The 19,352-nt window shown below is 64.8% G+C and carries 15 protein-coding genes, 1 tRNA gene, 1 pseudogene and 1 riboswitch; of the genes and pseudogenes, 9 read left to right on the forward strand and 8 right to left on the reverse strand.

Going from position 1 to position 19,352, the window contains the following annotated elements; genetic code table 11:
* The first annotated feature begins 13 nt into the window (after nt 1-13).
* The 7 genes and pseudogenes from fdhE to AC1DW9_RS02210 all read left to right on the forward strand — a co-directional run bounded on the left by fdhE (nt 14) and on the right by AC1DW9_RS02210 (nt 5,973).
* A complete protein-coding gene (gene fdhE, locus AC1DW9_RS02180) occupies nt 14-934 on the forward strand; it encodes a formate dehydrogenase accessory protein FdhE (protein ID WP_476776517.1) in 921 nt (306 codons plus the stop codon).
* A gap of 25 nt (nt 935-959) precedes the next feature.
* Nucleotides 960-2,366, forward strand: a complete 1,407-nt coding sequence (selA, locus tag AC1DW9_RS02185) for an L-seryl-tRNA(Sec) selenium transferase (protein ID WP_476776518.1) — start codon at nt 960-962, stop codon at nt 2,364-2,366.
* Nucleotides 2,353-3,102 carry a tetratricopeptide repeat protein gene (locus tag AC1DW9_RS02190; protein ID WP_441507790.1) on the forward strand — a complete coding sequence of 250 codons (750 nt, stop codon included), beginning with the start codon at nt 2,353-2,355 and terminating at the stop codon, nt 3,100-3,102. The genes selA and AC1DW9_RS02190 overlap by 14 nt, the downstream gene beginning before the upstream one ends.
* A pseudogene (gene selB / locus AC1DW9_RS02195) lies at nt 3,099-4,913 on the forward strand (selenocysteine-specific translation elongation factor); the annotation flags it as partial. The gene AC1DW9_RS02190 and the pseudogene selB, both read left to right, overlap by 4 nt.
* Before the next feature lie 111 nt (nt 4,914-5,024).
* A tRNA-Sec gene (locus AC1DW9_RS02200) sits at nt 5,025-5,120 on the forward strand.
* A 15-nt stretch (nt 5,121-5,135) separates the two neighbouring features.
* A complete protein-coding gene (locus AC1DW9_RS02205; protein WP_476776519.1) occupies nt 5,136-5,606 on the forward strand; it encodes a hypothetical protein in 471 nt (156 codons plus the stop codon).
* On the forward strand, nt 5,593-5,973 hold the full coding sequence (locus AC1DW9_RS02210; protein ID WP_476776520.1) for a hypothetical protein: 381 nt from the start codon (nt 5,593-5,595) through the stop codon (nt 5,971-5,973). Before AC1DW9_RS02205 ends, AC1DW9_RS02210 begins: the two co-directional genes overlap by 14 nt.
* Nucleotides 5,974-6,063: 90 nt before the next feature.
* Here AC1DW9_RS02210 and selD read toward each other — a convergent pair whose 3' ends face one another.
* Genes selD through AC1DW9_RS02225 form a run of 3 tightly spaced genes read right to left on the reverse strand, consistent with a single transcriptional unit; the run spans nt 6,064 to nt 8,891 of the window.
* Nucleotides 6,064-7,131, reverse strand: coding sequence for a selenide, water dikinase SelD (gene selD / locus AC1DW9_RS02215; protein ID WP_441491601.1), 1,068 nt, complete (start codon nt 7,129-7,131; stop codon nt 6,064-6,066).
* A gap of 42 nt (nt 7,132-7,173) precedes the next feature.
* Entirely contained in the window at nt 7,174-8,274 is a 1,101-nt protein-coding gene (locus AC1DW9_RS02220; RefSeq protein WP_476776521.1) for a transglutaminase-like domain-containing protein, read from the reverse strand.
* A complete protein-coding gene (locus tag AC1DW9_RS02225; RefSeq protein ID WP_476776522.1) occupies nt 8,271-8,891 on the reverse strand; it encodes a TlpA family protein disulfide reductase in 621 nt (206 codons plus the stop codon). Before AC1DW9_RS02225 ends, AC1DW9_RS02220 begins: the two co-directional genes overlap by 4 nt.
* A gap of 304 nt (nt 8,892-9,195) precedes the next feature.
* On the opposite strand from AC1DW9_RS02225, the gene fdhD reads away from it, so the two are divergent.
* Nucleotides 9,196-9,993, forward strand: coding sequence for a formate dehydrogenase accessory sulfurtransferase FdhD (fdhD, locus tag AC1DW9_RS02230; protein ID WP_476776523.1), 798 nt, complete (start codon nt 9,196-9,198; stop codon nt 9,991-9,993).
* Nucleotides 9,994-10,157: 164 nt separating this feature from the next.
* Here fdhD and AC1DW9_RS02235 read toward each other — a convergent pair whose 3' ends face one another.
* The 5 genes from AC1DW9_RS02235 to metE all read right to left on the reverse strand — a co-directional run bounded on the left by AC1DW9_RS02235 (nt 10,158) and on the right by metE (nt 16,434).
* A complete protein-coding gene (locus AC1DW9_RS02235; RefSeq protein WP_476776524.1) occupies nt 10,158-10,958 on the reverse strand; it encodes a DJ-1/PfpI family protein in 801 nt (266 codons plus the stop codon).
* Entirely contained in the window at nt 10,955-12,544 is a 1,590-nt protein-coding gene (locus AC1DW9_RS02240; protein ID WP_476776525.1) for a copper resistance CopC/CopD family protein, read from the reverse strand. The genes AC1DW9_RS02235 and AC1DW9_RS02240 overlap by 4 nt, the downstream gene beginning before the upstream one ends.
* A gap of 45 nt (nt 12,545-12,589) precedes the next feature.
* A complete protein-coding gene (locus tag AC1DW9_RS02245) occupies nt 12,590-13,108 on the reverse strand; it encodes a YcnI family copper-binding membrane protein (RefSeq protein ID WP_476776526.1) in 519 nt (172 codons plus the stop codon).
* A 353-nt stretch (nt 13,109-13,461) separates the two neighbouring features.
* Nucleotides 13,462-13,854, reverse strand: a complete 393-nt coding sequence (locus tag AC1DW9_RS02250) for a hypothetical protein (RefSeq protein ID WP_476776527.1) — start codon at nt 13,852-13,854, stop codon at nt 13,462-13,464.
* Nucleotides 13,855-14,085: 231 nt separating this feature from the next.
* Nucleotides 14,086-16,434, reverse strand: a complete 2,349-nt coding sequence (gene metE / locus AC1DW9_RS02255) for a 5-methyltetrahydropteroyltriglutamate--homocysteine S-methyltransferase (protein ID WP_476776528.1) — start codon at nt 16,432-16,434, stop codon at nt 14,086-14,088.
* A gap of 109 nt (nt 16,435-16,543) precedes the next feature.
* A riboswitch (cobalamin riboswitch) is annotated at nt 16,544-16,768 on the reverse strand.
* A 295-nt stretch (nt 16,769-17,063) separates the two neighbouring features.
* Between metE and AC1DW9_RS02260 the strand changes: the two genes are divergently transcribed.
* Nucleotides 17,064-19,316 (forward strand): TonB-dependent hemoglobin/transferrin/lactoferrin family receptor, encoded by a 2,253-nt coding sequence (locus AC1DW9_RS02260; RefSeq protein WP_476776529.1) that lies wholly within the window; start codon nt 17,064-17,066, stop codon nt 19,314-19,316.
* Nucleotides 19,317-19,352: the final 36 nt, after the last annotated feature.

The raw sequence follows: 19,352 nt of genomic DNA on the forward strand, positions 1-19,352 counted from the left end.
AGGTTGATACTTGATGAGTGACAGCCAGGATTTTGCGACCTTTGAAGATGTCGGCATCGCCGAACGCGACAAGCCCCCCTTCGTCCGGCTTCCAGACCCACGCTTGATGTTCGGGCTGCGCGCCATGCGCTTCGCAGCCCTGGGACCGGGGCACCAACTCCAGCCCTATCTGACCTTCCTTGCGGCGCTCTCAACCGCCCAGGAGCAGTTGGCGGGCGTGATCGCTCCGCCCTCGATGCCCTCCCTCGCCGAACAACGGAGCCGAGCGGCCAACGCGATGCCTCTGCTGCCGCGTACGGAGTTGGCCTTGGACGAGGCGACGTCCACTTGTTTCGGAGGGCTTCTCGTTCTGCTCGAAGACGTCATCATGCCGGAGCTTGCTCGCGCCGCGTTGAACCGGGCGAAGGAAGCGGACAGCGCCGCCCGCGGTACCATGTTCGCAGCCGTGCTCGACGACGCCGTGCCTGCAGAGACTGCCGCCGAACACATCTTCGCGGCTGCGGCCCTGCAAGTCGTTGGGGCTCTACGCGCTGCGCTGCTCGACGCCACCCTGCCCCAGCCCGTCGCCGACGGCGTCTGCCCGTGCTGCGGCGGCCCGCCTGTCGCCAGCGCGGTCATGGCCACGGCGAACATCGAAGGTGTTCGCTATGTCCAGTGCTCGCTTTGCGCAACGCAGTGGAACCATGTCCGGGTGAAATGCGTCTCCTGCGGCTCGACCAAGGGCATCGCCTATCAGGCCATCGAAGGGATCGCTGACACGATCAAGGCAGAGACCTGCGACGAGTGCCGGACCTACCTGAAGATCCTGAACCAACGGAAGGATGCGGAGTTGGAGCCAGTGGCCGACGATGTCGCGAGCCTCGGCCTCGACCTTCTGGTCTCGGAAGCAGGATGGCGCCGTGCTGGCGTAAACCCTTTCCTGCTCGGCTACTGATCATGCGTCTCCCGGAGGGAGCCTGATGAACCGACCCGAACGCTTCCGCCCGCCATCGGTGGATGAGGTGCTACGCAGTCCGCATTGCGAGCTCGCCCTTGCACGCCACGGCCGACCGGCGACCACACAGGCTGTCCGTCAGGTTCTGGAGCGGATGCGGCAAACTGAACCGCCCCACCCTGCCCCCGTCAAGGCGATCGCCGAGCGCGCGTTGGCTTGCCTGGAGGATCAGGAGCGGCCGTCGCAACGACCGGTCATCAACCTCACCGGCACGGTGCTGCACACCAATCTCGGCCGCGCCCTGCTGGCGGAGGAGGCGATCGACGCCGTCATCACGGCGATGCGCTCCCCGACCAACCTCGAATACGACATCGAGGCCGGCAAGCGCGGCGAGCGCGACGCGCATGTCCGCGACCTCGTCCGCGAACTGACGGGGGCCGAGGACGCGCTGCTCGTCAACAACAACGCCTCGGCCGTGCTGCTCGTGCTCAACACCTTCGCCCGGGACCGCGAGGCCATCGTCTCGCGCGGCGAACTGATCGAGATCGGCGGCGCCTTCCGCATGCCCGACATCATGGCGCGTGCCGGCGCGATCCTGCGCGAGGTCGGCACGACCAACCGGACGCATCTGCGCGATTATGCCGAGGCAATCGGCTCCGCGACGGGGCTGATCATGAAGGTCCATACATCGAATTACATGGTGCAGGGTTTCACCGCTGCCGTTGAGCCCGCAGAGCTTGCGGCGCTGGCGCATCAGCATGACCTCCCCTTTTTCGATGATCTCGGCTCCGGCACCCTGATCGACCTCGCGCGCTGGGGGCTGCGCCATGAGAAGACGGTGCAGGATGCACTGAAGGGCGGCGCGGACCTCGTCACCTTCTCGGGCGACAAGCTGCTCGGCGGGCCGCAGGCCGGCTTCATCGCTGGTCGCAAGGAACTGGTGGCCCAGCTCGCGAAGAACCCGCTCAAGCGCGCCCTGCGCCTCGACAAGCTGCGCCTTGCTGCGCTTGAAGCCACGTTGAAGCTCTACCGCAACCCCGACCGGTTGGCCGACAGGCTGCCGACGCTGCGCTTGTTCACGCGCCCTGTAGCCGCACTGCGCATCCTGGCCGAGCGCGTGCAGCCGCACGTCGCCGACGTTCTTGGCTCCGGCTGGATCGTCGAAATCGCCGATTGCTCCAGCCAGATCGGCTCAGGCGCGCTGCCGCTCGAAACGCTGCCGAGCGCCGGGATCACGATGAAGCCATCCGGCAAGGCCTCCGGCGCGGCGCTGGACAAACTCGCCGCCGCCTTTCGCGCCCTGCCCCTGCCCGTGATCGGGCGCATCGCTCAAGGCGCGCTGGTCTTCGACCTGCGCTGCCTGGAGGACGAGGACGCCTTCATCGGCCAATTGCGCTTGTTGAATCCCGAGGCCGGCGATGCCCTTGCTTGACCGCCTCCTCCGTCGCGACCGGTCGCCGCCGGCCGACACCACTACGGCGATGGCTGCCGCCGCGGCGGCGGTCGAGCGTGGAGATTACGGTGCGGCGCTGGCCATCTGGGGTCCGCTCGCTCATGCCGGCCTGGCGCGCGCCCAGAACAATATCGGCGCCTGCTTCGCCGAGGGACTGGGCGTCGAGCCCGATCCGGCGCTCGCGCTGCGCTGGCTCTCGCTCTCGGCCGAAAGCGGCGATGCGGTCGGCCAGCGCAATCTCGCTGCTCTGCATTTCAAGGGCGACGGCGTCGCGCAAAGCGACGCCGAGGCGTCCCGGCTCTACCGGCTCGCGGCCGAACAGGGTGATGCGCCGGCGCAGGACATGCTCTCCTGGATGCTCCTTGAGAGCGGCAGTGCGGCCGACCTGCCCGACGCCCTGCGCTGGGCGGAAGCCGCGGCCGGGGCCGGGATCGCTGCCAGCATGACCCGGCTCGGGATGATGCATCACGAGGCGCTCGGCGTAGAGCGGAATCCGGTGCTGGCGGCGCAGTGGTGGCAGCGCGGCGCCGAAGCCGGCGACGCCGACGCGAAGGCCATGCTCGGCGCCGCGACACTGCTCGGCCAAGGCGTCACGAAAGATGCTGCCCGCGCTCTCTGCCTCCTGCTGGACGCCGAGCGCTGCGGCAGCCTGCTCGCCGCCCCCTTCATCAAGGCAGCGCGCGCGGCCGTCGCGCCCGAAGAGGCCGCGCCGTGATCATCGGCACGGCGGGCCATATCGATCATGGCAAGACCTCGCTGGTGAAACGCCTCACCGGCGTCGATACCGATCGTCTCAAGGAGGAGAAGGAGCGTGGCATCACCATCACGCTCGGCTTTGCCTTTTGGCCGCAGCGGGATGGCCGGATCGTCGGGTTCATCGATGTGCCTGGTCACGAGAAATTCGTGCACACGATGCTGGCCGGCGCCTCCGGCATCGATCTGCTGCTGCTCGTCGTGGCGGCCGATGACGGGGTGATGCCGCAGACGCGCGAGCATGTCGACATCGCCCGCTTGCTCGGCATTGGCCAAGCCGTCGTCGCGATCACCAAATCCGACCTCGTCGAAGCGGCGCGCCTCGCCGCGTTGCACAGCGAGATCGGTATGCTGCTTGCTGATACGCCATTCCCTGACGCACCGATCCTGCCGGTCTCGACCGTGACCGGGTCGGGTATCGCCGAGCTTGCCGCGCGGCTGAGCGAACGAGCCCAATCCTCGCATATGCGCCGTGGCGATGGCGCCTTCCGCCTGGCCGTGGATCGCTGCTTCACACTCTCCGGCGCCGGCACGGTCGTTACCGGTACGGTCCTCTCGGGAGCAGTCGCGGTCGGCGACAGCATCATTGTCTCCCCTTCAGGCATCCCGGCACGCGTGCGCTCGATCCACGCCCAGAACCTCCCCACTGAGCGAGGTACGGCCGGCGATCGCTGTGCTCTCAATCTCGCGGGGTCGGAGATATCAAAGGACGCGATCCATCGTGGCGATATGATTGTCGCTTCGCATCTGCATGCTCCGGCCACGCGGATCGACGCCGAACTCACAATCGTCGCATCCGAGAAGAGGCCGCTGGCGATGTGGCAACCGGTGCGGCTGCACCATGCGGCGACCGAGGTGGGCGCCCGCATCGTCCTGCTTGGCGGCGAGATCGCGCCCGGCGCGACGGCGCTGGTACAGCTCGTGCTCGACAGCCCGATTGCGGCCGCCACGCTTGATCGCTTCGTGCTGCGCGACACCAGCGCCTCACGGACGATCGGCGGTGGCCGCTTCCTCGACTTGCGCGCGCCGGAGCGTCGGCGCCGAAGCCCGGAGAGGCAGGCCCAGCTGTTCGCCCTAGCCGAGACCGACGATGCGGAGGCGCTGGCAAGGCTGCTCGACGAGCCACCCTATCATGCCGAGCTGGAGGCCTTCGCGCGTGACCGCGCGCTCGGGCCCGGGCAGTCCGAGGCACTGGCGGTCAGGCTCGGCCTTGTGCCAATCGGTGCTTCGGTCATGCTCCCGCAGAGCTGGAAGAACCTCTCCGGCTCGGTGATCGAGATATTGAAAGCCTATCACGCCGACCACCCCGACCAGCCGGGAATGGGGCTGGAAAGGCTGCGATTGGCCGTGACGCCGCGCTTGCCTGCCGCCGTCTTCCGCACGGCGCTGACCCGGCTGGCGCATGCCGGTGAACTCGTCGTCATCGGTTCCTGGATCAGGCGGCCCGAGCACGAAGTCAGGCTGACGCCGCAGGATGAGGCGCTCTGGGCACGCGTCGCGCCGTTGATTGGCAGCGGCGAGCGCTTCCGCCCGCCCCGCGTACGCGACGTCGCCCAGATCCTGGGTTGCCATGAGGAGGATATCCGCCGCCTGTTCCGCCTTGCCGGGCGTCGCGGCGACGTCCATGAGCTCGCACTTGACCACTTCTTCCTGCGCGATACGGTCTCCGAAATGGTCGGCGTCGCGGCAGACCTCGCGGCACGCGACCCGGCCGGGTTCAACGCCGCACAGTTTCGCGACAGGCTCGATAACGGCCGCAAGGTCGCGATCCAGATTCTTGAATTCTTCGATCGCCATGGCGTCACCATCCGCCGCGGCGATCTCAGGCGCATCAACCGTCAGCGGCTCGACCTGTTCGGTCCGCTGACGGTTGATGCGTCGAATGGAGGAGAAGCGTCCCCGGTGGGGCGTCCGGACTTCAAATCCGGGAGGGGCCGTCAGACGGTCTCTGGTGGGTTCGACTCCCATTCTCTTCCGCCAGCTCACTGAGGCGCCATGACCGAAGACACAGACGCGCCGGACCTCAACCTGATCGCGGTCTTCGAGGAAGCGGCTGAAGCTGCCCGGCGGGCCGAGGACGCGTATCGTCGCGAGGCGGCCACGCGGATCGAGGTGCTCGCCCGGGAACGCGCCAACGCCTTCCGCAGGCTCAACCTGATGCGCCGCTCGACCAAAGCCATCGCCGAGGCAGAGGATCCCGACAAGGCGACTGCGCGCGCCAGGTTCATCGTCGCCAGTGGGCTCGGCTGGGACGAGATCGGTCCGCGGCAGGCGCTCGTCCTCGACAGGCTGATGCCGGTCTTCGAGGCGATACAGGACGAGATGAGCGCAAGCGAGGGGCCGCCCGGTCGGGGTTCGCAGGCCGCCCTGCTCGCCTTCGAGGACTGGTACCGGGAGGAAACCGGAACTGAGTTCTATGCTCTGTTCGAGCGCTATATGCCGGAGACCCCGCGTGTCGACTTCTAAAGGGCTGAGTACCGATTTCGACGCCTGGCTCGCCAAAGCGTTCCGAAAGGGTCCGTTCACGGCGTTGATCGTGCTGGTCCGCATTGCCGAGCCGAAGGTCGAGCCTCTGCGCTCCACCTATGTCCATGTCATCGGCGACGAGATCGACTGGGGCGACATCATCCTGATGTTTCGCAGCGCCGGCGTGAGCTGGGATGCCGTCGCGTTTTTTCCGACCCGCGCAGAGAAGGGCGGCCCACTCGACGACGCGCTCGCCCGCACGCGTTTGCGCTCGCTGGAAGACGGATTGGAGCGCGACCGGCTGGTCCTGAACCACGGCGAGCTTTTCGACGTTTGGGGGCGCCGGATGCGGGTCGATGAAACCTAGGGAAACGGCCCGAATTGCGGTTTGCGGGAAGGCCGATGCAAACGCGGAAGGTCAGATCATCGGAGCGGATGCGAGATCCGGTCCGATGATCTAGCTGACGATCACCCGCGCAGGGCCGGCCTCGACTGTTCCGACGATGCGGGCGGAGGGATATCCAGCCGCCTTCACCATGGACAGAATCTCGTCTGCCCTCCCTGCTGCACAGGAGACCAGGAGGCCGCCCGAGGTCTGCGGATCGGTGAGCAAATGGCGCTGCCAGTCCGGCAGTCCGGCCGGTAGCGCGACGCCCTCGCCATAGCTCGCCCAGTTGCGGTGCGAAGCACCGGTCACGCGCCCGTCGCGTGCCAGTTGCTCGGCCTGCGAGAGGAAGGGCAATTCAGCCAAGCGGAGCCGCAAGGTCGCGCCCGAGCCGCGCGCCATCTCCAGCCCGTGCCCGAGAATGCCGAAGCCGGTGACGTCGGTGATCGCATGGACGTCGCCATCCCCTGCTAGTTCGGCGCCGACGCGGTTGAGCAGGGTGGTCGAGGCGATCATCTCGTCATAGGCGGCCTTTGGCAGCAACTCCTTCTTGAAGGCCGCCGAATAGATCCCCACGCCCAATGCCTTGGTCAGGATCAGCGCATCGCCCGGCCGCGCACCGCTGTTCCTGCGCAGGTTCGGCAGCTTCAACAGGCCGATCACTGCAAGTCCGTAGATCGGCTCGGGTGCATCGATGGAGTGCCCGCCCGCGACCGGAATGCCGGCCTGGGCGCAGATCGAGGCGCCGCCCTTCAGGATCTCGCGCGTCGTCTCGATCGGCAGCTTGTCGAGGGGCATGCCGAGGATTGCCAAGGCCATGATCGGCTTGCCGCCCATGGCATAGACATCCGAGATCGCATTGGTCGCCGCGATCCGGCCGAAATCATGCGGATCGTCGACCATCGGCATGAAGAAATCCGTCGTCGCGACGACGCAGGTCTCATCGTCGATCTGCCAGACCGCCGCATCGTCGCCAGTCTCCGTGCCGACGAGAAGCTGACGGTAAGGCCCTGCCGCAGGGTGGTCCGCAAGCAGTTGCTGCAGGACCGACGGCGCCAGCTTGCAGCCACAGCCGCCGCCATGTGCCAGGCTGGTCAGGCGGGGGGGAGCGGGAGTGTCAAGGTCGATCGTGTCGCTCATGGTCCAGTCTCCAGAAGAGCAGCGCCCCATCCGCCTCGCCGACTAAGCCGTGATCTCGGCCGACTTGATCGTGTACTTGAACGTGTCGGCATCGAGACAGTCGAGCAACGCGCCAGCGATTTCGGCCTGCGGATACATCAGGAATGCCACCTTGTGGCGCGAGCCCGGCAATTCCAGGTCATGAGCCATGTTGTAGCCGAGCCAGTTGCCCTCCCAGGCGCCGAACAGCGTCTTTCGCGCGGCCACCACCTTGGGCGTGTCGATTGCATTGTTCCCTGGCGGCTCCTCCAGGACGACCTTGCGCACATCGGCGGGATCGGTTGCGACCCAACCATAGCCATCGAGCCAGACCTCGGCTCGGCAATGCTGCGCCTTGGTGATGGTCGCGGAACCGGCACCGAGGCTGGCATAGCCGAGCTTCGAAGGCGCGACGCGAATACCGTAGATGTCGCGGGCCGGGATGCCCGCGGCACGTACCAGCGCGACATAGAGTGCGTTCAGATCGGCGCATTTGCCGCCAAGATTGCCGGTGCGCAGCATCGAGGCGACGTCGCCGGTACCGCAACCGCGTGTCCTGGCGTCACGGAACGTGTTCACGACAACCCATTCGTAGATCGCTCGCGCCTTGTCGAGGTCGCTCGCCTTACCGGCAATCGCCTTATCGGCAGTCTCCTTGACGATGCCGTCGGTGGGCATCAGCTCGGTCGCCTCGAGATAAAGCCTGCGCTCGGCCGCGCTCAGAATTGGCGCCTGGGATCTTGCGCCGAGATCTTCGGCCCGGTCGCGCAGCGAAAAACTGCTGCGAACCTCGATAGCGGGCGCTGCCTCACCGTCCTTGAAGACAACATGCAGCAACTGCGCGCCATATTTGGGATCACTGACGACCTCCGCCGAGGCAGCGTTACTCTGCCAGGCGTTTTTACCCAACCTGATCCATTCGCCCTCCTGCACTGATGGCAGCGGAATCCAGGCCTGTGCCCCGCCCTTCGCCGGCAATTCGAGCCGGGTCAGCACCTCGAAATTGCGCCAGGCACCGGGCGAAGGCGCAAAGACGGCGTCCTGGGCGAGGACGTGGTGCGGAGCCACAAACCCCGCAGCTGCGACCACGGCACCGGTTTTCAGCATGTCACGACGCGTAATCATCGGATCTCCTCCCTGCTCTGGCTTCCATCGATCGTCTGTTCCGCCGGCGTCCCGTTCTTGCGCTGCGACAGTCGCGTCAGCACGCGGATGACGGCCGGGCCCGTCCAATCGAGCGGCTCTTCGGCCTTGAAGGCCGGGCTCAGGTCGCGATCGAGCACGAAGCTCGTCGGCAATCCCTCAACATGCCAGGCCTTCATCGCGCTGCGGTCGCGGTCCAGCAGGATGGGGAATGAAACCGGGCGCTCGCGGAAGAAGGTCCTGACCCGGGCGTCGACCTCGCCGACATCGACGGCGAGGATCGTGAGCTGGACCGGCTGCTGAGCCGCGAGTGCGTTCAGCGAGGCCATCTCCTCGATGCAGGGGGCGCACCATGTCGCGAAGAAATGGACGATCACGGGACCGCCGGGCAGCTCCGCCAGATCGATACGAGCGCCGTCGAGGCGGTCGAGAACGAGTGTTGGGGTGGTTTCGGCAAACCAAGGCTTGAGCTCTTCGGCCAAGCTCGACGTGCTGGCGAGCACCAGCGACGAGGCGATCAACAGCACCCGCCAGGAGCGCCCTTGTCCGGCATTCAGTCGATGAGCGCCCCGAAACTCGGGAGCCGTGACCGTAACCACGCCTCATCTTGTCCCAGATGCTCCAGCAAGGTCAATTTCGACTTTCGCCGCGGCACATGATGAGTGCGCACCCAGGGTCTGTCCGGATTGGAAGGCGCCCGTGCCACGAGAGCTCCGGCTTCGCTGTCACATACAGACCAGCGCTCGCTGCGCTTCATTGGGGCGCCAAGCCCACCCGCGCTTCTCCGTCTTGTTCGGACGAAGCGCGCCATGCCTCCTCAGCGGCGCTCGCAACGACAGTGGGTCTGTGCCATTTTTCGCAGGCGACGGTCCGATCTCCGGTCGGCGCAGCAGGACGATCGATATGGAGAGCCACCTCCGGGTAGAATCGACGGTCTGGCGAAATGGCGGCCTTGCTCCGAGCAGCCGCGCCGTGCCGGAAGAATCTGCGATCGCGATCACCTATAACGGATCATCTTACGCCGTGATGATGGCGACACCCGATGATCTCGAGGATTTCGCGATCGGGTTCAGCCTGACCGAAGGTATCATCACCTCGCTGGATGAAATCCACTCGCTTGCGATCATCGAGCAGGAGATCGGCATCGAGTTGCAAATCTGGCTCGCTGATGCGCCTGCGGAGAAGCTCCAGCATCGCCGTCGCTATCTGGCAGGACCGACCGGCTGCGGCTTGTGCGGCATCGAGCAGCTCTCCGAGGCGATACGGCCTCTGGATTCGGTTCCGCTCGGCCTGAATTTCTCTCCTGAGGAGATCATGATGGCGGTTCAATCGATCTCGGGCCAGCAAACGCTGAATCGTCAGACGCACGCAGTGCATGCTGCCGCTCTCTGGGAGCGCCACCAAGGCCTTGCTGTCCTGCGCGAAGACGTGGGCAGGCACAATGCCCTCGACAAGCTGGTCGGGGCACTCGCCCGCCAGAAGTGCGAGGCCGAGACGGGCATCGGTGTCCTCACCAGCCGCATCTCGGTCGAGATGGTTCAGAAAGCTGCCATAACTCGACTACCAATTCTCGCTGCCGTCTCCGCTCCCTCGGCGCTGGCCATACGGACGGCAGCCGATGCCGGAATGACGCTGATCGGGATCGCACGCGGCGACGGCTTCGAGATATTCACCCATCCCGCTCGCATATCGCGGACCTAAAGCATTGGCCCGAAATGTAGATTGCGGCTTTCGGGAAAGGCGATGCAAACACAAGGTTAGATCATCGGACCAGACACGATGTCCGGTCCGATGATGTGGTGCGCTTGTTGCCGGGGACGTGACGCAAGCGGTTCGTCCTCGATCATGGAATTCGCGCCGGTGCTTCAGAGCGCGAGGCGTGACCTCGCCTGTTCGGCCTGTGCCTTCGCCATTGCAATCAGCGGTGACCGGCGCGCGAGGACATCTTGGACATTCGTCTTGTCCGCACGCTCAGGCGCGCCTGAATCGAAGGGCGGTTGCGGGTCGTATTCAAGGACGAGCTGGATGCGGCGTGCGGTTTCCTCACCCACGAGCGCAGCAGCGAGCGTCAATCCGAAATCCAGTCCGGCCGTCACACCTCCGCCAGTCATCCGGTTGCGATCGATCACGACGCGATCAGTCTGGAGCTTTGCGCCCATCAAAGGCAGTAGATCCCGGACATACCAGTGCGAGGTCGCTCGATAGCCCTTCAACAGTCCCGCGGCTCCGAGCAGCAGAGAGCCGGTGCAGACGCTTGTGACATAACGAGCTTGCGCGCCGCGTTCGGCGAGGAAACCCAGCACCTCGCTATCCCCCATCAGGGTGACACTGCCCTTCAACCCGCCGGGGACGAACAGGGCGTCGAGATCGCGGGGGCATTCGGAGAATGTCGTTGTTGGCGTGACCGGCAGTTTCACATCGCTGGTGACGGCTGCCCTGCCCTTCCAGACCAGATGAGTTTCAGCCTGCAGAAGCGAGAACACCGTCAGCGGACCGACGAGATCGAGCAGGACCATATCCGGGTGGACAAGCATCGCGACGCGCATCGGCGCGGAACCCGTTGCCGCAGGTTGTGCCTCGGCCGCGCGCACATGTCCGAACAAGCCCGAGAGCGCCCCTGTCGCGGCCAGTGCTGTCAGGTCCCGGCGCGTCATGTCAGTCGTCATGGCTTGATCTCCACGGTCTCACCGAGGCGGATCATCTCGAAATCGGAGACCAGGATTTCGAGTTCGATGGTCCACCGACCACCGATGGGAATGACGAGGCTGTCGACATGCCAGGCGCCGTCGCTCGACCGGACGGCCTGACGCTCGATCGGTTCGACCCCGGCCGACGGGTTCGACATCACGCAGCGAACTTCCTTGACCGTGAGCGGTCCAAACTCCCCGTCGAGCAGTGAAATCGAAATGGAGGCTGGCCCCGCACGTCCAGGCGAGATGCGGATGTCCGCCATCGCCTTGGCCGTGTGAATGTGGACCGATGCAGGCGGCGCGGCCGCATCGAGAAGTGCCCGCGGCGGCGGCGTGAAGCGCCAGGTCGCAACGGTGCCAAGGACAAGGAACACCAGCAAGGTTTCGGCCGCGATCATGCGCCGCATCGTCTTGGCGGCGATGCCCGTTCGAGACAGGACAAGGGGCGTGAGGCGGTAGCGGTTGATGGCGGCCAGGCCCAGCAGGATTGCAACCCAGGCGAGCTTGATCAGCAGAACCCAGCCATAGCCGGTCGAGATCAGTGCGCCTGGCTGTTCGAGCTGAACCACCGCCAGGATGCCACCGCTGAGCAGGGTCAAGCCAACAACGACAGGTATCCAACGCGAGAACTGGCGCAGCACGGTAATTGCGTCGGCCTCCCGCAGAGCGAAGAACAGCGGCACCAAGGCTCCTGCCCAGGCGGAGACGCTGACGGCGTGAACAAAGACTGCACTCCGCATCAACCACTGCGGGCTGGCCGCGCTGGCATGGCCGCTCGCGGCGAGCGCCACCCCTACAGTCAGGAGGGCTGCTCCAGCGAAGACCGGCCCCATGCGGCCGCGTACCGCCCGGGAGGCCATTCCGAGCAGAAATGCGACGGCTGCAGCCAGCGCCGTGCGGCCAAAGCTGCTGGCGGCCGCGGCGCTCCAGACGTCCGCTTCGCCCAGGCTGCCGAGGGAGCGATCCAGGATATCGAGCCCTTGCGCGGCGAGTGCCAGCGGCAAGGCGGCAGATCCGAGCAGGATGAACAATCCGAGCGGTCGCCGGGCATCGCGAGGCAAGGGACCAACCCAGGTCGCAAAGGCTGCCCCGCCGAGCCCCATGAGCAAGCCCAGATAGAGCCCTACCTTTCCCAGCCATAGGGTAGCCCGCACAGCAGGATCAGTCCGTGTCTCAGGAGTTGGCGACTGGCCGCTGGGCGCACCGACTGAGAAGACCACTGCCCCACCAACTGGGTGCCCATCCTCGGAAATGACGCGCCAGCTCAGAACATGCGTTCCGGCTGACAGTTCGGCGGGCGCTTCGATCATCAGCGTCCTGTCCTTCAGCACGAACCGATCGAGTGTGCGGGACGTGCTGTCTGGTCCGATTAGCTTCAGGATGAGCGGCGACACCGGTTCACTGAAGCTCAGTGTCAACACCGCAGGGGCGTTGGTCACGACCGCGCCGTCCGCCGGCGAGGCGGCGATCAGCGCGGCATGAGCGAAGGCGCGTCCGGTTATTGCCGTGGCGACAGCCAAGGCGCAGGTCAGGACGAAGGCGAGGCGAAGGGGCCAGCGCATGGCAACTCCCAGCAGCCGGGCGCGAAGCCCGGCCACTTGCTCGGTTTACTTTTTCGGGGTGAGCTTCAGACCGGGAGCCGGATACTTGTAGTCGTCCGCGCTCTTGTCCTCAGTCGGGATCTCGATCCAGCGTTCGACTGCGCCGCCCTCGCACTCCTGGACGACCGGTACGTAGAGGACGGTGTCGGCCTTGAGGTCGGAGGTCAGATAACCGCGCAGCACGAACTCGTCATAGTGCTCGTCAAGCAGCCTGCCGCCGCTCCAGACCACTTCCTTCACGCCTTCCGAAGTCGGTGTGCCGTAGTAGTCGAAAGCCTTGCCATAGGGGCCCTTCACCGTTTCCAGTGTCCAGCCGGGCTTGGGCATCGGCTTGACCGCGATCACGCCCTCGGGAATCCGGACGCGGACCTTCGTTGTTGACGCGCCCTTGCAACCATGGGGCACGCGCAACACGGCCTTGTAGGTCGAGCCGACCGGAGCCTGCTGCGTTTCGAGGGTGATATGAGCGAGCGCACCGGTTGTTCCCAGAGTGACGAACATCGCTGCAAGGAGATGGGTCTTCATGGCGTAATCCTTGGTCTGTGAGGGCAGTTCGGCGACGGGCTCGTGAGAGCCCATGACGCTCGATGCCGTTGAGTGTGGTCACCGGACGGTGAGTGCCGGCCGGTGATGGCGATCCCGACATGCGGCCCCGGTCGGATTGCGATCGGCAAAGGAACCGTTGGCATGGTGAGCCGAGGCATCACAGGCGCGAGCCCCCGCGCTTCATTTGCGTGCCGGGCAGACATCGCGCCGAATGCTAGGATCAGCGAATCTGGTGCGCATCTGCTGGGGATGGCGGGCAAATCGGCCTTGAAGCCGAGGTCGCGCAACAGAGCGGCCATCCATGCGCGAACGCATGGCGGCTTGCTCAGGGCTCAGACCGGCGGTGCGCGGGGATTGGCGGGCGATCGGCCGGCGACAAAGCCATGAGGCGCGTCGAGATGCCGGATCAAGGCGTTCAGGTCGACGATCCGATAGACAACTGGCAGAAAGCCGATTGCTGACGGCACATTCGCTTGGGCTGGATGAGAGCAACCGAGCGCGCAGCCGCTCATCAGATCATGCTGCGCCGTGCCGCGGTCGGTCGTGTCACTCGGTGAAGAAGCCCCCGGCGAGCAAAGCGTTATGGCCAGAGTGCGATCGAGAGCGATACTCGCAGCATTGGCACCCGACGCGAGCCCTGTCAGAACCACCTGGAGCACGAGCAGATAGGCCACGGCGACCGCGACCCAACGGCTCGATTCTGCTCTCTGGCGCCACGCGGACAAGGGCTGCCCTCCTGACGTTTGGATAGCACCGCTGTTGGCTGCGTCAATTGCCAAGGCGCAAACGAGCGTCGGGCACCTCACGCAAGACAGTACGGCATGGAGCTGCATGCGCAGTCCCCTCGGTCCCCCCGTGCAGAGATCCCCGACCCGCCAAGAAGCTTCGAGAGGCGATGCCGGCTTGACGGCGACGTCGCGGCGGTGTCCTGCGCCGCCGCGACGAGCCTCAGGCGCTCAGCGAGCGGCTGCCCGGACGTGCCGCGCGGCTTCGACCATATTGACGAGAGCAGGCCTGACCTCCTCCCATTTGCGGGTCTTCAGGCCGCAATCGGGGTTGATCCAGAGCTGTTCGTCTGCGAGCTGGAGGCGAGCGAGCTTCATCAGGCTCGTCATCTCGCCCACCTCGGGCACCCGCGGCGAGTGGATGTCATAGACGCCGGGACCGATCTCGTTGGGGTAGCGATAGGTCTTGAAGGCGTCGAGCAATTCCATCTTCGACCGCGAGGTCTCGATCGAGATCACATCGGCGTCCATCGCGGCGATCGCGTCGATGATGTCGTTGAACTCCGAGTAGCACATATGGGTGTGCACCTGGGTTGCGTCGGTGACGCCCGAGGCACAGAGCCTGAAGCTGCCCACCGCCCAGTCCAGATAGCCCTTCCACTCGCTCTTGCGCAGCGGCAGCCCCTCGCGCAGCGCCGCCTCGTCGATTTGGATCATCGCGGCACCGGCCTTCTCCAAATCGATGACCTCGTCGCGGATCGCCAGCGCGATCTGGCGGCAGGAGGCACTGCGCGGGATGTCGTCGCGGACGAAAGACCAGTTCAGGATCGTCACGGGCCCGGTCAGCATGCCCTTCATCGGCCTCACCGTCAGCGACTGCGAATAGGTCCACCAGCCGACCGTCATCGGCTGCGGCCGCGAGACGTCGCCGAACAGGATCGGCGGCCGCACACAGCGCGAGCCGTAGCTCTGGACCCAGCCATGTTTGGTGAAGGCGAAGCCGGCGAGCTGCTCGCCAAAATACTGCACCATGTCGTTGCGCTCGAACTCGCCATGGACGAGCACGTCGAGGCCAATCTCCTCCTGCCAGCGCACCGTGCGCTCCGTCTCCTCACGCAGGAATTGCTCATAGTCGGCATCGCTGATCAGGCCCTTGGCATGAGCCGAGCGGGCCTTGCGGACCTCGGCGGTCTGCGGAAAGGAGCCGATCGTTGTCGTCGGGAAGGCTGGCAGGTTGAAGCGTTCGCGCTGCAATTTCGCTCGGGCTGCGAAGGGGCTCTTGCGGTCCGTCATGCTGGGCGTCACCGCCGCGACACGCGCAGCCACTGCGGCATCGTGGACTTTCGGCGAAGCCTTTCGGGCCGCCGCTGCGGCCGCCGAAGCGTCCAGGGCATCCCTGACGCTGTCGCGGCCACCCGCGAGGGCTTTGCCCAGCACCGAGAGTTCGCCCATCTTCTGTACGGAGAAGGCGAGCCAGCTCTTCAGGTCGGAGTCGAGATCGGTTTCGAGATCGAGATCTATCGGCGTGTGCAGCAGCGAGCAGGAGGGTGCGATCTGGACATGGTCGGTGCCGCGCCTGGCGACCACCGGCTCGAGCCGGCCGAGCAGCGCCGGCAGGTTGGCCCGCCAGATGTTGCGGCCATCGATCATGCCGAGCGACAGCACGAGCCCGCGCGGTGCCTTGGCCAGCACCTCCTCGAGCTGCGCGGGAGCGCGCACGAGGTCGAGATGAAGGCCTGCGACAGGCAGCGTGACCGCCGTGTCGAGATTGTCGCCGAGACCACCGAAATAGGTCGTCAGCATGACCTTCAGCTGCGGCAAGGCATGGGCGATGGTGGCATAGGTCCGGCGCAGGGCGTCGCGGGCGGCCTCGTCGAGATCGAGCACCAGACAAGGCTCGTCGATCTGGACCCATTCGGCACCATTGGCGGAAAGGCGGCGCAGCACATCGATATAGACCGGCAGCAACTCGCCGAGCAGCGAGAGCGGATCGAGGCTGGCGTCCTTGCTCTTGCCGAGTTTCAGATAGGTGACCGGCCCAAGCAGAACGGGGCGGGTGTCGTAGCCGAGTGACTTGGCCTCACGATACTCGTCGACCGCCTTGAGCGAGGACAGTGCGAAGCGCTGTCCGGTCGCGAATTCGGGCACCATGTAGTGGTAGTTGGTGTCGAACCACTTGGTCATTTCCTGCGCCGGGGCGCCGTGGGAATGCTCGTGGTCGTGGTGGGCATGGCCGCAGGAGGTGTGCGGCTCGGTCTCGCTTTGCGCACCTCGCGCCATGGCGAAATAGGTCGCCAGCCCGACCGGACCACCCTTCCAGCCATAGATCTCGGGAATCGCGCCGACCATCACGCTGATGTCCAGCACCTGATCGTAGAACGAAAAGTCGTTCGACGGGATGACGGTGACGCCGCGTGCCTTCTGGCGGGCCCAGTTGGCGGCGCGCAATGCGGCGGCGGTGTCGAGCAGGTCCCTTTCGGTCGACTTGCCCGACCAATAGCTTTCGAGAGCGAGTTTGAGTTCGCGGCGCGGACCAATGCGCGGCGTCCCAAGGGTCGCGACAGGAAGTGAAGATGACATAGGCTTACCCCAGAAGTTGGGAGCAAAGGCCAAAGCGGACGCGTCCAGGATTCCGCCGGCGAAGAGCCTGCGCAATCGCAAAGCGCTCCACCGGGACACCCCGCCCGAGGACGTTCAGTTCGTCGAGGCAGGTCTCCTGGCTCACGGGTCATCGCTGCTGTCCGGCCTTCCCGAGACCTTGCCGGCCTCAGTGACACATCTTGGACAGCGGCTCACCGCTTACAGTTGCGGGGGCAGCGCCGGCCTTGCCCAGGTCAATAGCGACCTCGACGCACCGGCTTCCCTCTTAGCTCCGGGCAAACAGACCCAGAGAACCACGACACCCCAACCTAGGTCCAAATGCTCGCCGCAGTCAATGGGAATATAAAGACATCTTTATGTCTCCATGTCGCTATCTGCGCCGACTGACGCTGCCCCCGACGGCGGGGTGTACCCTGGTCGCGCGCAGGCGATGCGGCGCAAGCAGTTCCCCGCGCAATTGCTAAAGTAGAATAATTAGAATCTATATCTATTATAGATTGCATGTAATTCACTACAAAAGTACATCAGAAAACACTGTGTCAAATTTACAATTGCGAATCCTAGTACCAGCGGACTACATCCACCCGCAAATGGACTGGGATCTTCCAATGAAGAACAAATCAAAACCATATTTTTCAGCCACTTTCCTTTTTACAATCCTTCAAAGCACGATTTGTTACTCTCAAGCGATCGCAGATGGCGGCAGTGCGTCACCGGCGTTCACGCTCGACCAGATTACGGTCACGGCGACACGCGGTGAAAAGCAGGTTCTCGATGTTCCCGGCGTCGTGAACGTTATCTCACGGCAGGAACTCGACGAGCGCATGACGCGCGACATGCAGGACCTCGTCCGCTACCAGCCGGGCGTCAGCGTCAACCGCCTCACCAGCGGCACCGACCCGTTCGGCAACCTCGATGGCTTCACGATCCGGGGGGTCGGCGGCAACCGCGTCCAGATGCAGGTCGATGGATCGCGTGTGATCGAGCGCATCACTGATGGCAATCGCAACTTTGTCGAGATGCCCTTCCTGAAGAGCGTCGAGATCGTGCGTGGCCCGGGCTCCGTGCTCTGGGGCGCCGATGCTCTGGGCGGCATCGTCGCCTATCGTACGCTCGATCCCCAGGACCTGCTGAAAGGCAAGGACAAGCCGTATGCCGTACGTCTCGATGCCGGGTATGACAGTTTCGACCGCTCCTTCACCAAGACCGGCATTGCGGCCTTCAGGCTCACCCCTGCCCTCGAGGCCATTGTCGGCCTGAGCCAGAAGACGGCGGAGGAGGCCAAACTCAGCCGTGCCCGGGCCGATGGCGGCCGCTGGGGCTGCCCCGTGCCGAGCCTGCGCTATCTCGGCTGCGACACGCTGAACCCGCTCGACAGCACGGTTTGGAACGCCTTCGGCAAGATCGTCTTCTCGCCGACGACAGACCATACGTTCAAGCTGACCGGAGAGTATTTCGACAACAGCTCAAAGGTAAATCAGCTCTGGGACTACAATGTCTTGGCGTCTGGTCTCCGCAACGGACCCTATATCCGAGATGAAGTGAAGTCACGCCAGCGCATCGCCTTCGAGCATCAATGGGATGTCGGCACGAGCTTCCTCGACTCGATCCGCTGGCAGGCATCGTTCTCGCCACAGAAGCGTGAGGTCACCAATAATCGCTACCAGACGCAGACCAACAGCCAGCAGCGTTTCACCCGCGGCTTCCTCGACTATTCCGAACAATTCTCCCAGCTCGACATCCAGGCCAAGTCGAGCTTCGCGCTCGGCTCGAGCTTCCACAGGCTGACCTACGGGTTCCAGGGCGACGTCACCAAGACCGATTATGAGCGTCGCGACGACGTCCGGAACATGTCGACCGGCGTCACCACCACGACGATTGCAGGCGGCTTCAACTTCGCCAACGCGACGACGACGCGCTACGATTTCTATCTGCAGGACGAAATCGAATTGCTAAACGGTCGCTGGACGATCACGCCGGGCGTCCGTTACGCCAATTACAAGATCGACCCGAGCATTGGGCCAGGCTACGTCATCGTGCCGGGCAAGGCTCCGCGCGAGATCGACTCGCATAAGCTGATCCCGCAGGTCGGCACGATCTTCAAGCTCGACGAGACCTATTCACTCTATGCCCGCTACGCCCAGGGCTTCAAGATGCCGACCGCGCAGCAGCTCTATACGTCGCTGCCGATGGGCACCCAGAACCTGATCCCGAACCCGGATCTCAAGCCCGAGAGCGTCACGTCCTACGAAGCCGGCATCCGCGGCCGCTTCGACAATGGCTGGTTCTCGGTCGGCGTCTTCCATGCCGATTACAAGGACTTCATTCAGAACTTCGCGCCGATCCTCGGTTCGACCGATCTGACCTATCGCAACCTCTCGAGCGTCAAGATTTCCGGTATCGAGGCATCGGCCGAGTGGAAATTCCACGAGCGCTGGCTCGCCAATGTCGCGTTGAGCTACCAATACGGCACGCAAAAAGCGGATGCTGGCGCATTGACCACGCCGTATAACTCGATCACCCCGTTTACCGCTGTCGCCGGGCTGAAATACCTGATGCCCGAATATGGGCTGGAGGCCGAGGTCATCGGAACCTTGGGGGCGGGCGTCACCCGCGCCAGCGCGCCGACCATCTTCAAGCCGGCGGGCTACACCGTGTTCGATGCCTTCCTGAACTGGAAGCCGACCTCGTACATCACGGTCCGCGGCGGCGTGCAGAACATCTTCGACCGCCGCTATTTCTCGAACGTCTATAATTTCGACAAGGTTCCGGCTTCGGCCGCAGTCGCCGCGACCAACCCGCTCGAACTGCAGACCGCGGCGGGCCGTACCTTCAAGCTCGCAGCCTCGGTTGAGTTCTGAGACGCAGCGGACCTAGCGCCACCCGATTGACGGGCC

The sequence above is a fragment of the Allobosea sp. P4_E12 genome, from assembly GCF_056401655.1.